This window comes from Escherichia sp. E.sYA108, from assembly GCF_011754335.1.
GTDB classification, from domain to species: Bacteria; Pseudomonadota; Gammaproteobacteria; order Enterobacterales; family Enterobacteriaceae; genus Escherichia; species Escherichia coli.
The window spans coordinates 1-13,967 of sequence record NZ_JAAQVZ010000002.1 but is presented as its reverse complement, the minus strand read 5'-3'; the positions used below and the strand labels follow the sequence as shown (position 1 = coordinate 13,967).

The 13,967-nt window shown below is 45.2% G+C and carries 18 protein-coding genes and 1 pseudogene; 7 read left to right on the top strand and 12 right to left on the bottom strand.

What is annotated here, in order from left to right; translation table 11 throughout:
- The first annotated feature begins 53 nt into the window (after positions 1–53).
- The 3 genes from HBM92_RS24600 (at position 54) to HBM92_RS24590 (ending at position 1,524) form a co-directional block, all read left to right on the top strand.
- Positions 54–428 (top strand): hypothetical protein, encoded by a 375-nt coding sequence (locus tag HBM92_RS24600; protein ID WP_000418975.1) that lies wholly within the window; start codon positions 54–56, stop codon positions 426–428.
- Between the two features lie 150 nt (positions 429–578).
- Positions 579–1,232, top strand: coding sequence for a ParA family protein (locus HBM92_RS24595; RefSeq protein WP_000156167.1), 654 nt, complete (start codon positions 579–581; stop codon positions 1,230–1,232).
- 43 nt (positions 1,233–1,275) lie between these two features.
- A complete protein-coding gene (locus tag HBM92_RS24590; RefSeq protein ID WP_000730007.1) occupies positions 1,276–1,524 on the top strand; it encodes a hypothetical protein in 249 nt (82 codons plus the stop codon).
- Positions 1,525–2,295: 771 nt separating this feature from the next.
- Here the strand turns inward: HBM92_RS24590 and HBM92_RS24585 are convergent.
- A complete protein-coding gene (locus tag HBM92_RS24585) occupies positions 2,296–2,868 on the bottom strand; it encodes a helix-turn-helix domain-containing protein (RefSeq protein WP_000137931.1) in 573 nt (190 codons plus the stop codon).
- 573 nt (positions 2,869–3,441) lie between these two features.
- On the opposite strand from HBM92_RS24585, the gene HBM92_RS24580 reads away from it, so the two are divergent.
- Positions 3,442–3,633: a hypothetical protein gene (locus HBM92_RS24580; protein ID WP_000183352.1), complete on the top strand. Its 192-nt coding sequence runs from the start codon at positions 3,442–3,444 to the stop codon at positions 3,631–3,633.
- Positions 3,630–4,772 (top strand): ORF6N domain-containing protein, encoded by a 1,143-nt coding sequence (locus HBM92_RS24575; RefSeq protein ID WP_000854799.1) that lies wholly within the window; start codon positions 3,630–3,632, stop codon positions 4,770–4,772. Before HBM92_RS24580 ends, HBM92_RS24575 begins: the two co-directional genes overlap by 4 nt.
- Positions 4,773–4,782: 10 nt before the next feature.
- Here the strand turns inward: HBM92_RS24575 and HBM92_RS24570 are convergent, their stop codons facing one another.
- From HBM92_RS24570 to HBM92_RS24530, 9 genes are all read right to left on the bottom strand, one after another.
- Complete coding sequence (locus HBM92_RS24570; RefSeq protein WP_000986262.1) at positions 4,783–4,971, bottom strand: hypothetical protein; 189 nt, start codon at positions 4,969–4,971, stop codon at positions 4,783–4,785.
- Between the two features lie 610 nt (positions 4,972–5,581).
- Positions 5,582–5,854 (bottom strand): helix-turn-helix domain-containing protein, encoded by a 273-nt coding sequence (locus HBM92_RS24565; protein ID WP_000148349.1) that lies wholly within the window; start codon positions 5,852–5,854, stop codon positions 5,582–5,584.
- A gap of 63 nt (positions 5,855–5,917) precedes the next feature.
- Positions 5,918–6,298, bottom strand: a complete 381-nt coding sequence (locus HBM92_RS24560; protein WP_000061764.1) for a hypothetical protein — start codon at positions 6,296–6,298, stop codon at positions 5,918–5,920.
- A gap of 163 nt (positions 6,299–6,461) precedes the next feature.
- A complete protein-coding gene (locus tag HBM92_RS24555) occupies positions 6,462–6,761 on the bottom strand; it encodes a helix-turn-helix domain-containing protein (protein WP_001259436.1) in 300 nt (99 codons plus the stop codon).
- Positions 6,761–7,108, bottom strand: a complete 348-nt coding sequence (locus tag HBM92_RS24550; RefSeq protein WP_000269913.1) for a type II toxin-antitoxin system RelE/ParE family toxin — start codon at positions 7,106–7,108, stop codon at positions 6,761–6,763. The genes HBM92_RS24555 and HBM92_RS24550 overlap by 1 nt, the downstream gene beginning before the upstream one ends.
- A gap of 244 nt (positions 7,109–7,352) precedes the next feature.
- Complete coding sequence (locus HBM92_RS24545; RefSeq protein WP_000424604.1) at positions 7,353–7,616, bottom strand: hypothetical protein; 264 nt, start codon at positions 7,614–7,616, stop codon at positions 7,353–7,355.
- A gap of 23 nt (positions 7,617–7,639) precedes the next feature.
- A complete protein-coding gene (locus HBM92_RS24540; RefSeq protein ID WP_000356589.1) occupies positions 7,640–7,927 on the bottom strand; it encodes a hypothetical protein in 288 nt (95 codons plus the stop codon).
- A gap of 643 nt (positions 7,928–8,570) precedes the next feature.
- Positions 8,571–9,551, bottom strand: coding sequence for a plasmid replication initiator RepA (repA, locus tag HBM92_RS24535; RefSeq protein ID WP_228465520.1), 981 nt, complete (start codon positions 9,549–9,551; stop codon positions 8,571–8,573).
- Between the two features lie 181 nt (positions 9,552–9,732).
- Positions 9,733–10,287, bottom strand: a complete 555-nt coding sequence (locus HBM92_RS24530) for a recombinase family protein (RefSeq protein WP_001199265.1) — start codon at positions 10,285–10,287, stop codon at positions 9,733–9,735.
- A gap of 165 nt (positions 10,288–10,452) precedes the next feature.
- On the opposite strand from HBM92_RS24530, the pseudogene HBM92_RS24525 reads away from it, so the two are divergent.
- Positions 10,453–11,379, top strand: a pseudogene (locus tag HBM92_RS24525) (phage tail protein); the annotation flags it as partial.
- A 1-nt stretch (position 11,380) separates the two neighbouring features.
- Positions 11,381–11,908, top strand: a complete 528-nt coding sequence (locus tag HBM92_RS24520; protein WP_000972103.1) for a tail fiber assembly protein — start codon at positions 11,381–11,383, stop codon at positions 11,906–11,908.
- A gap of 28 nt (positions 11,909–11,936) precedes the next feature.
- On the opposite strand, the gene HBM92_RS24515 is transcribed toward HBM92_RS24520, so the two are convergent.
- A complete protein-coding gene (locus tag HBM92_RS24515; protein ID WP_000972173.1) occupies positions 11,937–12,470 on the bottom strand; it encodes a tail fiber assembly protein in 534 nt (177 codons plus the stop codon).
- 2 nt (positions 12,471–12,472) lie between these two features.
- Positions 12,473–13,967 (bottom strand): phage tail protein (locus tag HBM92_RS24510; protein ID WP_166726892.1); only part of this gene is annotated, 1,495 nt, incomplete at its 5' end.

Genomic DNA, 13,967 nt, shown 5'->3' with positions numbered 1-13,967 from the left:
AAAACCACGATTTGTGGTTTTGACAACATGAAAAAGTATAAAAGAGGCTACGCATGGAATTACATACAGCCAATAAAAACGAAACTCTGATCACTGCTGGAATCGAAATCCAAGCGTTGAACATAGCGATTGAGTGTATGTTATGCCAACTCATTGATAATGAGAAAGATATCGACTGGATAGAATCTATCCTTCATCTGGCATCAGAACAAAAAGTCTGCCTCAAAACGGCCTTACAATACGATGTGCCAGCGATATCGAAGCTGTGCCAGCCATTGATGGCATATAACAGGGCTATTATTTCTGTATGCCTCATGATTCTCGATGAAAACACCCCTCTTAGCGACCGCTCAGAAGCTGCTCTAACCCTCTCACGTAAACAGCGACAGCTAGCAAATCAACTGATATCAACGATAGCTGACCTCTGACTGCAAGCGGGCTAACGCCCGCTTATATGATTATAGATTTATATAATTATATAAAACACTTTTCATCCGCCAAAAAGTTGGTTATGCTTACCTCATTCTATAAATATAGATTTATAGAATTATATAATCAAACACATGGAGTCTCGACAAATGACTATATCTGTAGGTATTTTCAACGGAAAAGGCGGCGTAACCAAATCAACCATTGCTCGTGCTTTAGCAGTTGCTTATGCAAAGGCTGGCTGGAATGTATGCCTGATCGATATGGATGTGCTTAACGGAACGGTAACGCGTTGGGTACAACGCAGAATGGCCAACAATATCGAACCTGCAATCGCGGCGCAGCCGTGCGGCACGCCATCACAAGTCCAGAAAATCATCGAATCAGAAGTATACGACCTGGTTATCGTTGATGGCGGTGCCTACGCATCTGAATCAGTACCGAAGCTCTCTGAATTTCTGGATATGGTTATTTTGCCAACCAGATTCTCTACCGATGACCTGGAAACCACCGTTAACACAGCTCACGGCATCGTTAAAAAGGGTGTACCAATCAAGAAAATTTGCATGGTGTTTTCCGGCGCGGCTGAAAACGAAGCTGACTATATTGAAGCCCAAGAGTACCTGGCTAATACGCCATACTTTGTTGTCGATAAGTACATTCCCCACAAGCCAGCTCTGAGCAAAGCTCAGGATAAAGGCTTAAGCCTCATTGAGTGCTCATACGTTGCGCCACGCAAAAAAGCAGACGACGTTATTCAGGGGATTATCAACCAGCTTGAGGCTCTGACTACTGCCGCGTAATATATAATTATAGTTTTATAGATTTATATAAGAGAGGATACACATGGCCGCACCATCAAAACCACCAAAGAAGAACAGCAAAGGCGTACCGCCATCGATCGAACAACCGCAGGTTTTCGACCCGACTGAAACGCCAGCCAGAACCAAATCAGGTGGGGCACAAATGGCGTTTAACGTCGACCCTGAATTTAAACGCGAGTACAAAACGTTCGCCAGCTCAATGGATATGTCATTGAAAGAAGTGCTGACAAAATCTTTTGAGTTACTCAAGGCTCAATACAACCAGAAGTAAGAGAAGGTGACGGCCTCCAGCGCCAACTGTTGGCCGTAGCGACACAACAAGGGGAATTTGTTATGTCCGAGCAACAATATACACGGTTACTGAAAACTCGTCTAACCGACCTCAAACGGCTGCAAGCTGGTCGCTTATTTGCCCTGCTATCCACCAGGCCAGCATGGGTACGTGAAGCAGTTCTGAAAGGCTTAATGCGCTCCAGCGTTTAAATTCAACCATAAAAAAGGCCCCCGAAGGGGCCTAATCGCTACTTGCTGCTAATGTTTATCGTCACATTCAGAGCGTTATCAGTAATCTTCCAACCCTCTCCATGTGGCGTAAACAAAGCCCCAGTAACAACGATAAAAATACACATGTAGTATTTTTTCATTGTGTGGCCCTTACAGGCCGTTTCACGGCATCCCCACCGACGAAAATGACGCGAGAGCAAGCACGCTGTTTGTGCCTGCGTGGTACGGCAAGTGGATAATCCTTTCCTGAAAGTCAGTGCCCGGGTGCGAATCGGCGGAAAGGCCCCAAGCCATATTACACGTCATACCCTTCATAATGAAGGAATAAAAAACGCTTTTATTACATAAGATTACACGTAAATAAGTTAAAAACCTTCATTTTGCATGAGCTAATGAGCTAAATTTTTTTATATGAATAGTGGACTATTCACCTCAGTTGGGTAAGAATGTAGTTGCTGTTTGTGCTTGCGTGGTTGTATTAGTACAACGACGTTATGCTGAAAGGACCGCGAATCCGATCAGCACGAAAGGACCGTCCTCAATAGGACGGTTTTTTTGTTTCTTCACTCATTAAAAACCGTCCAAGACCTATTGATGACTCCAGATAATCTCGATTATCCATATCAGCGCCGTTATCGACCCAATTTCTATATGCTTCATCGCAACAATACATTACAGCAGTTGGAGTAACAGGGATGCCGCCCCCAAATGAGAATCCCATTGAGCTAATGCTAACTCTTTCGAATGGCCTATTTCTCAATGCTTCAAACCCCTTGCTGTTGAAGTAACTCAGCATCAGAGGCAAAAGGTTATCCTCATCCTGATCGATTGTTCCAGGGAAAAAGTAGTAACCACAGCGATTAAATTCGGGAATCAGTTTTTCTACCAACAACATGAAATTCATTGGACTAATATTAAGGGCAGAGCAAGCACCAAAAAGAGCATCAACCGTTAATACAGACTGCCCGTTCTCTATCTTTGTCCATGCGTTTGGTGTTTTTCCAGCCGCTTGAGCCAGCACTCCTTGATGCACACCTCTTTCTAGCCTAAGTTCTTTTATGATCATTAGGTGAATTGTTGAAAAACATGAGTTTTTTGACAGTTCAGTCATTTTTTACCTCCTCTGCATTAAATTCACTACCAATTTCCATTCTCAAAAGAAACCACATCCAATACAATGAAGTTCCCTACATTCAAATCATATCCAAAAAATTGGATGCAAAGCAACTTTTTTCAACAATAAATCACGTTAAGTTCCCAACGCTCACGTTAAAGTTCCTTATATTCACATGATATTCCCAAAATTCAGTATCAAACAAATTTGATTGGTCAAATCATGCGCTTAATGAGCAGAAAATTCCGTTTTTCAAACCCACGCTATGTGGTTGTCTCTGTTAAAATCCCGCCGTATTGACATAAATGCGCCATTGGTGGACACTTTCCTAGCCGTAGCAAAATCTACGGTCGGGATTGGAACCCCGTAGACACAATGGCGCATACCGCGTTAGCGGTTTTTTTATGCGTAAAGCACTGCTACACCCAAATTATGGTGGGGCGTGCGGGGGAGTCGTAAGACTCGCCGGTTCGTCATTGTGTCCGGTAGTTCCAACCCTGCACGTCTCACCACCCAATGATTGGAACCTGACGGTGGTGAGTATCCTTAACCTTTAAGGGAATCATCACAATGACAAACCTACCCCATGACTATTACGTCAACCTCGTAAAGATCCTTCTCAAGAAAGCCTCATACGCCGATAAATTCCGCCTGGCTGAAATCATCGAGCGCGAAGCTATGCGCATCGCCAGCAACGATAACGCTGTTTCTGTCGCAAAAATCTCCCTCGTAACCAAAGTAGTTATGGGAGGTGCAAAATGAAAACGCTTCCGACCGTTAACACCCTACAGCCTATCCTGCATAACCAGCTCCCCGTTATCACCACGGAGCTGCTTGCCAAACTATATGGCTGTAGCGTCGAATGTCTTCACAGAAATCACCACCGTAATAAGTCCCGGTTTACAGAAGGAAAACATTTCATAGTTGTAAAAGGTACAGATCTCCAAAGTTTGAAAATCTCTTTAAGAGATTTTCAAACCATCGCGAATAACGTTAGAAAGCTCATCCTCTGGACCGAACGCGGGGCTGCACGTCACGCTAAAATGCTCGAAACCGATCAGGCATGGGATGTATTCGAACGGCTGGAAGACTGCTACTTCAACCAGAACGCGCAAACGGCCGCGACCGTAACCGTCTCACCAAACAATGCTCGTGAGGTTGTCGATACGCTCAACGCTAAACCAATGTATTACGTTAAGGTGTGCAACAACGAGCCACTCACAACCTCAGCCGATGTTGCCCAAGCATTCAGCACCACAAACAATTCCATCGTTATGGCCATCGATGCGTTACGCATTCCTCGCACGGCTGCGGCGCGTCACTTCTTTAAAGAACAACGACCGCTGGAAGGAAGCGACCGCGAAATAACAATCTATCGCATGACAAAAGACGGATTTACCTTGCTCATGGAAAGTATCGACGGTCCAGGCGTGAAGGATATCAAGCTGGCCTACATTGAAGCCTTTAACGCTATCAGCAGCGTGTTAAAGGCAGAATACGAGCGAATGCTATACAACCGACTGTATCAGGAAACAAAGATTATCCGAACGGCAACAGAACATCATCGGCTATTAACGGAACCAAACTACCGCAAGACACTAATCAAAGAGTTTGACAAGGCGACGGAGAAAACTAAAGCGGCACTAAATCTACCAACAATGACTAAAGATGATGTGATATCAGCCTTACTTCTTGATCTGCTCAGAAACGCCAGAGCACTTATCAGTTTTGACGAAAACCTGAATCCTCAGCTCAAGCTACTACCACCGACAGGCAAAGTAATCGACCAGGCTGATCACAACAGCATACTCAGCGTACTGGATGCAAACCTGCCAGCCAGGACACTACAGGATCTGATAAAAACATGTGCTGATAAGCTGGCACAGAAAAGCAGACCATAACTACAAGGGGCTACGGCCCCTTACTCTTTTCTCTCTTATCAACACCAGAGACTTTCTGAAAATCCTTTCGAATAGCGTCAGCGTCACGCACCAAGCCCATACTGGAACGTGTCGCCATATGACGAAAATGATCAACTGCCGGAAACAAAGAAATAATGGACCCAATAGCTTGCAGCAAACTCGCTTTTCTACGCATCATAATTCCACCATAACCGATAACCACCCTTCAGACACACCCCCCCCTCCCCCCATACAGGGTGCCCTTTACCGGAGTTCCGGCCCCTTCTCAAAAGCATCAAAAAAAGCTCGAGATCGAGTACCGGAACTCATGCCACCAGATAGCTCCACATCGTTTCCAATGCTTCGCTGCCGTGTGCGCCCTGTGGCCCACAATCATGCCATTGGTCGTCTGATATACCTTCTTCTGCTCATTGAGCACAGGCGAGTTGTCGCACTCCTGCCTTTCTCAGACTCGACTTAGTTTAGATCGCTGTTCCTGGCTTGCGTCAGCACACTTTCCCCTTGTACGCATACCCGCGCGCCACTTCGCCCAAAAACACCGAACCCAACGAAGTAGCAAAGACAACGACGCGAGCGTGAGTCTGAAACGTGCACCAGTAAAAAAGGGGTTGCAGGCGCAAAAAGATTTGATTATCTTTAGACGCAAGAAAGCCGCCCCAATCAAGAGGTGTCTTTTTAAATCCAGCCTACCAAGCAAGATTTAAATTTCAGACTGAAAACCGCCCGGCAAGGCGGTTTTTGTCTTTCTGGCGCTTACATTACACCACCAGAAAACGATCCGTAAAGGATCATTTGATCCCTTGTTCCAATTCTGACGACACTTTAACCTTTTCCCATACAAGGGTTTGCAGCCTTAACAGAATCGCGTCTTTATCAAGGCGTGAAAGATCCTTAACCATATCGTCAAATGACAGAACGCGAATGGCCATCTCAATGACCCTCGGCGGCTCCCCCTTCTCATATCGCTTATATGTAGCCAACGATATCCCAAATTCTTCGGCGGCTCGCTCCTGCGTCCAGTTCATCCCACGACGCCATAATTTCAATTCATAACCCGTCATAGCATCCTCCTCGCACAATATTAACACTCGCAAAGTGTCAAAATGACACTTTACGCATTGTGTTTACTTAACGAGGAATAAAAATGATTTATTGTTCGGCGGTGTAATCGGGGCTGGCTCGCTTTTGCTCATGCGATCAGTGTACCAGGCCAGCTCCTTGTCAAAGTAAGCCTGATTAAAATAGGCCATGAATGTAGTTTCAAATCCATAACGACCGCTAATACGCAGCATCTGATTGCCGTTCTCTGTTTCCAGATATACCTGGGCACGTTCCTGATTCTCCTTCAGCCAGGTTAAAGCCTCATCGCACGAGGACACACGATACTCATCATCGTAGCCGTCATCGATGCGGCTTGAAGAAGAACGGCAAATCACGCCAACAGAACCAGCCAGGATAGTTTGAATTTTAAGGAAAGCGTTTTTGCGGATTTTAATCATGCTCATCGGGTTATCTCCGGTTTAACCAGGGCGGGTATCGCTCGGTTTCGGGTATAACACTAGGAAATATTGTCCCACCTGTAAAGCACTTTTTATATAAATCTATAATTATATAATTCCATGAGCACAAAAAAGCCCCTTTGCAACAGGGGCTTATCATTCGTTCTGATCAGATGTTAAACGCTATTCGTTTTCCTGTGGGAAGCTCAACATCCAGGCTTAATTTGCCTCCCATAGCTTCAACGTAACGCTTTAATGTCGCCAGCTTTAAATCATTTCCGCGCTGCTCCAGCTTTGTTACTGCTGGCTGGCTTATACCCATCGCCTCAGCAACCTGCTTTTGTGATAACTGGAGTTCTTCACGCATCATCTGCAAGCCGACCTCAAGAATCATCTCATCTGCCATTTCTTTAATTCGCGCCTGGCTTTCCGGTGAACGGCTGGCAATCACCTCATCTAATGTTCTCATTACTTGCTCTCCAGTGTGTTCAGATGTGCTGCAAACTCATCCTCAGCTATACGCACCAGTTTTTTATAAAACCGCTTATCGTTACTTTTGTCTCCTGCACAAAGAACGATAGCCCGGCGAATCGGATCGAACGCATAAAAGGCTCTTATCGGACGGCCAGAAAACTGAACGCGAAGCTCTTTCATATTTTTGTACCGAGAACCTTTTACGGTATCGGCATATGGCCTGGGTAACTCAGGTCCGTAAACCTGTAGCTTTTTCAAATCAGCCAAAACCTTTTCCTGAAGAGCGTCTTCTTGCTCATTTAGCCAGCCGTCAAATCGCTGGCTAAAAAGTACCGTCCACATGCTCAATCCTATAACCTGTAGTTTATATCACTAACTATATAACCTGTGAGTTATAATTTCAAGAAAAACGGGGCCATTTAACATAATGGACGTTATCGGCACCACCGGATCACCGTTCATTGTCGGATCTAAAAAATCCGCTCAAAAGATCATGTTTTCCTGGGCGTTTTCCACCGTTTTTTATGTTGCTTATTTGTTAATGAAATCTCGTTTTCAGTTTCGCCTCATTTTCGACGCGAAAGCCCTATTTTTGTGACTTTACTCCTGGCATATGGACTTCCCAGCGACGAATCCCCATAGCTGCGCAAAAATCAGCCACATAATTCAATCCCGCCCATTCGCGGATACCACCACGGGCTTTTTCAATGAAAACGGCAATCCCTTTTTTATTGAGAGCAAAAAGCCGCCAGCTTTTTGTCACTTCGTCCTGGGTAGCCACAACACAAGTGAAAGCTCCCATGCGATACAGGTCCAAGAACTCTTTGCGTGTTTTGCGTACAAGTTCCATAACAAACCTCATATTTGCATGTTTCAAACATCTGTTTTGTTATCAATGAAGATTAACCCTAACCCAGCGAAGTAACACAGCAGCGCCCAGGCTGCATACGGAATGCTGGATCTGGATGTGGACTCCTTTAACATCTGCCAGTTGCGAACATTGCGACTATCTTTTAAGCCTAGTTTTTTGGCCAACTGCGAGCCGCTCATTCCAGTCAGGCCAATGACTGCCCGAACTTCTCCACATGTAGGAGATTCCCATTCATCCGCTTTTTTTAAACAAGCCGGATTCAACATTTTTAAAACAGTATCTTTATCCATAACCATCTCCATTTATTATATCTACGATGGTAGGAAATCTTTTCCTATGTGGCAATAGAAATTTACTACATTGCGTATAAGACAAGTTTTCTATGTCTAATAGGAAATGATGTTTCTTACGTTTTATCGCGTTCTGATGGCTACTGTGTGCGTATTTATCGACGTTTATTGATAAGGCTCGCCCCTTCCTCCTGCAAAGCCCGGCCGTAGGCCTTATTTCGGCCTTATATAAATTGATTTTGTATAGTTCGAAACGTGCCGTTTCGAAAAGGATGATCGGGCTGCTCCATGCCTCCGGCAAGTGCCGGAGGAGGTATATTTGAGCGTAGCGACTCGAACCGGCGCGAGCTTTAGCTCGCTGCAAGGGCGAACATATTCACAGGCAAAGCCTGTGTAAGTTAAATAAAGAAAGTCTTAATAAAAGAAAGTGATTTTGCATTTATTTGTTTAGTGCATCTATTATAAAAAACCATTTGCATATACATATCAAAACTGTGGATAACTTTATTAGCCGATGCCTGTGAAGGCGATATTTTTGCTGTGTTCAGGTTTAGAGAAAATTAATTTAGGTTGTTTTTTGAACAGATATTTTATTGCGACGTAGATAATCCTCCGGTAAAACCGGATTCATCATTCAGGTGGGTTAATGTTGGAGTGATTTCCAGGTCTTTCTTAACCTGTTATAACGCTGCTCAACGAGGGATCGTAAATATGCAAGGTCAGCACCAGGATACATGCCATCAGCAAATTCCTGGCTAACCTCTCTAGTGATTTGATGACGAAGTTCGGCCTCTCCCTTTTCCTGAACAAGACGCGCAGCTCTCTCCGCTGCTTTCTGTTTTGCCTTTATCTCTCTGGCTGTCTTCCTCTGACGCCATACATTCTCCATCTGCTCCTGCATAACAATACGCTTATAATCAGCCTCCGTTATCGCTTTTTTAAGCCGTTCGCTATTCTTCGCATTGAAGTAATTAAGTTTCTGGCTAACCGCACGTCTCCATGCTTGTTCAGTAATACCAACGGTTTCCAGCAGTTGATCACGAATCTCTATTTTCGCTGGCCAATACTGTTTATTCACCCGATCCCAGCGACGTTCATAATCAATAAAACCTAACGCTTTCAGTTGCGACAACGCCCTTGTACAGCGTGTTATAGACTTGTTCCCAGCTTCGGATACGGTAGACAGGCCGCAAAAATCAGCCAACGCCTCAGCACTGGCCAGAACCCGCTTAGAAATGATGTTTACATGGTGCAAAATCGCAGCAATCACAGCATTAATCGCCCGACGACGATGCTCGTTTATCCGGCGCTTCCGCTCTGACGGCTGATTAACGTAGAACGCAACCTCACACGTAAGATCACGACCATTAATGCGCTGTAAAGCATCAGATAACACTAGCGGCAGCTTGTGCGTATGGTGCTTTGGAGGCTGGAACTCCGGCGACAAATTACAAACGTAAGCGGAACGTAGAGACGGCATTGGTCTATCCATATGTTCGCTCTTGCGTCCACGGAAAACCAACGTATAATGGGAGTTGTCGAGGCGCCCATGGATTGTTGTTGTTGGTTTTCCGTGGATGTCGCAAGAAGCCCGCAGATTTATCTGCGGGCTTTTTGTTTCCATATCTGGTCAGTTTCCAACCAGACACCCACAATCATAACCACGTTACGTGGTTTTAAGAGAACTCTACCACAACACTTTCGGTCATGCACGAAGTCTCTCACTGATCGAACGATAATCCACCAGTAAAAGGATCTAAATTGGATCTCGTTTTGCGAGCATCATACTACTGGCCTAACTCCAGTCAATGATTCCCAGCCGGAAACCTGCGGTAAAGCGTGGATAAGGTAACATCGAAGATAATCGCTATCCGCTTACGTGAAACACCATTCGCAATAAGTCTTCCGATCTGTTCCCATTGCTCTGGTGCCAGCTTTGAGCGGCGTCCTCCTATCCTGCCGTTAGCCCTTGCCACCGCCAATCCTGCACGCGTTCTTTCAATCATATTTTCCCGCTCCATCTCTGCGACTGCACTCAGCATCGTGTAGGCAAAGCGGCCAATTGAAGTGCTAATTTTTATCCCTTCCGTAATCGAAATAAACTCAATGTTGTTTGATAAAAAATGGTTAAGTAAATCAACAAGATGAATCAGGGAACGCCCCATTCGGTCCAGCTTCCAGACAATAACCGTATCGCCCGGCCGTAACACCTTAAGTAGCTTATCAAGTCCTGGTCGTTTTGATTTAGCACCGGATATTTTATCTTCAAAAATCCGGTCACATCCTAAACTCCTGAGCGCCTCCAGTTGTAATTCCAAATTCTGGTCAAAAGTTGACACCCTCGCATAACCATATTGCATACTTTCTAAACCGCGATTGTTGCTAAAAGCGGGAAAAAATATCGTTCAGACGACACAGAGGCAATTCGCAAAAACCTCGGTTTACAGGAAACGGTAAATCAGGCTTCTGGCGCATTACAGAAAAAACAGAACGGCGCAGATATTCCCGATAAAAAACTATTCCTGCGTAATATCGGCACAACAAATTCAACAACCATGTCTTTTAGTGGTGGTGCTGGATGGTTCAAACTGGCAACTGTAACAATGCCACAAGCCAGTTCCGTGGTTTACATAAGCCTGATTGGTGGCGCAGGGTATAACGTTGGCTCCTCGCATCAAGCAGGCATCTCTGAGCTGGTTCTGCGTGCCGGAAATGGGAATCCAAAAGGTATTACTGGTGCATTATGGCGACGGACATCGGTTGGATTTACTAATTTTGCATGGGTGAATACATCCGGTAATACCTATGATGTTTATGTTGAAATAGGTAATTACGCCACAGGTGTTAATATTCAGTGGGATTATACCAGTAACGCCAGCGTAACGATTCATACATCACCAACTTATACAGCGAATAAACCAACAGGCCTGACAGATGGAACTGTATATGTAATTTACAGTTCGCACATTAAACCGACTGCTGCTGAGGTTGGGGCGTTGTCATTATCTGGCGGTCAATTGAATGGTGCACTGGGCATCGGAACATCCAGTGCTCTTGGCGGTAACTCGATTGTTTTGGGTGATAATGACACGGGATTTAAACAAAATGGCGACGGGTATCTGGATGTTTATGCTAATAACGTCCATGTTATGCGCTTTGTCTCCGGCAGTATTCAAAGTAATAAAACCATAAATATTACAGGGCGTGTTAATCCCTCAGATTACGGTAACTTTGATTCCCGTTATGTGAAAGATGTTCGACTTGGTTCACAGCGATATTATGGCGTGAATAACTGGCAAACATGGAATTTCCAGTGCCCGTCAGGTCATGTATTGACTGGTATTAATGTTCAGGATACAGGGTCCAATTCTGCCGATAATATAGCGGGCGTTTATTACAGACCCGTTCAAAAGTATATAAATGGCACCTGGTATAATGTAGCGAGCGTTTAATATGATGCACTTAAAGAACATAAAAGCGGGTAACGCTAAAACACTGGAACAGTATGAATTAACAAAGAAACACGGAGTTGTCTGGCTTTACTCTGAGGACGGTAAAAACTGGTATGAGGAAGTAAATAACTTTCAGGACGACACCATAAAGATTGTATACGACGAAAATAATATTATTGTTGCCATAACCAAAGATGCCTCAACGCTTAATCCCGAAGGCTTTAGTGTCGTTGAGATTCCAGATATAACAGCCAATCGTCGTGCCGATGATTCAGGAAAGTGGATGTTTAAGGATGGAGCTGTAGTTAAACGGATTTATACGGCAGACGAACAGCAACAACAAGCCGAATCACAAAAGGCCGCATTGTTTTCCGAAGCTGAATCAGTCATCCAGCCGCTGGAACGCGCTGTCAGGCTGAATATGGCAACAGACGAGGAACGCACACGACTGGAAGCATGGGAACGCTACAGTGTTCTGGTCAGCCGTGTGGATACGGCAAATCCTGAATGGCCACAAAAGCCTGAATAAAAATTAAGGCCCGCTATCGGGCCTTGTCTCATTCAGGTTGTTCGGGAAATGTTACTGGCAGGCTGGAGGTGTCTGTAGATTCGACTTTCTGCGCATAGAGCATCCACTCGGTTAATTTTTGTTTATTCTCGTCGGAAATGATGCCCAGCCGTAGCTGTGAGTCCCATAGCTGGGTTTTATCCCTGACAAGTTGCAACAGGCTTTGCTTTTCATTCTCTGCCTGCTGCCTCTGTTCCTCCTCGGTATAAGTTCGCTTTATCACTACGCCATCTTTGAACATCCATTTACCCGAAATATCAGCCCGGCGATTTGCTGTAATATCAGGAACCTCAACGACGCTTGCGCCTTCTGGATTAATTGCTGAAACATCCTTTTCAATACAAATAATAACGTTGTTGTGGTCATAGACCATTTTCAACGTATCAGGCTGAAAGTTCTTTTGTTCCTCATACCAGTTTTTCCCATCCTCTGTATAAAGCCATTTGATGTTAAATTGTTTCGTTAGCTGGTATTGTTCTTTTGTTTTAGGGTTGCCAGCAGTAATATTTTTTAAGTGCATCATAATTAAATACTCCCCGCGTTATACCACGTTCCATTAATGCAATACTGAATTGGCCTTGCCTGAGTTGTATCAATTAATTCATCACGGTTTCCGTTAACTGAACCCGTAACGACATAACCTGACCTGTCAGACCAGCCGGGACCATTCCATGTCTGAACAGATGACAGACCGCCAAGGCGAATACCTGTAATAAACCTTGAGTTACATTCTGCCTGCGTATATGCACCAACATCTCCCGCAGAGGGTTTGCGTGTTGTGGTGTAAAACTCTGACCAGTTAGCTTCAAAGCCATAACCATCACGCGCTGAACGATAAAAGATACCGCCATTTCTGTAATTCACGCGGAACTGTACAGCAGGGCAACTCCCCGCATTCATATTAAAGTGGAGGATTAATGTTGATGCGCCTTTTAGGTCTGCATCATAAACACCGCTATTCCAGTTCCAGCCAACAGCTTTATCATTTGCAACCCTGTTTCCTGTCTGCCCTAAAGCAAATGCAGGTTGCAGGTTTTTCGTGTTGTAGTCTCGTCGCCAGCCAGGAGCGTAAGCATCACCATGATTAATATAAGTGAATTGAGCGTTAGTGATTCCGCCACCGCTGGAAGTGCTTGGTGTTGTTACACGGATGGTCATGGCACCTTTATTACCCATAACCTCAATAACGCAACCTGCAAGATGAATAGTTCCACAGCCAGTATCGGTAATAATTTTATTATTGCCGTATGACCATGAACATTTGCACATCCAGTATGGGTGATTGAATGCCCCTTGAGAATCCAGCCATTCAATCAATTGTGCCGTTGTCCAGTTCCCTGCCCCTGTACTAATAGCACCGTGAAAAGCGCGACATGCACCAATATTTTTTGTGAAGGTATCTTTTCCTGGAATATCTGCGCCGTTCTGGTTTTTCTGTAATGCGCCAGAAGCCTGATTTACCGTTTCCTGCAAACCGAGGTATTCGATAACAGCGGCAACGGTCGATTTCGCAAGAATATCCCGCCCGACTTTTGTCAGGGTTGCCAGGCTGGCGACATCATTCCCCGTAAAATACGGAAACTTGTCTGCCGCAGTAGCAAGCCCGGCCAGCGCCGTCAGAGTGGCATCTTTCGGTTGCTTACCCGCAAGCGCTTTAGTCATGGTGGTCGCAAAATTCGGGTCGTTTCCCAGCGCCGCCGCTAACTCGTTCAACGTATTCAGTGCGTCAGGCGACGAGTCTACAAGTGCGGCAATCGCGGCCATCACATAAGCCGTGCTTGCGATCTGAGTATTATTAGTCCCTTTTGGCGCAGTTGGCGTTGTTGGCGTTCCGGTCAGCGCAGGACTGTTTAAGGGCGCTTTCTTGTTCGTTTCATCCATTACCGCCTTAACAGCTTTTGGCGTCGCAGCCAGCGTTTCAGATGTGCTGTTGGTGGCGCTACTGAGCTGAACTATCCCTTTCCGCGCAGTGGTAGCGTCCTGTGCGGTGTATTTGCCATTAGCCAGGTCATATGCCGCC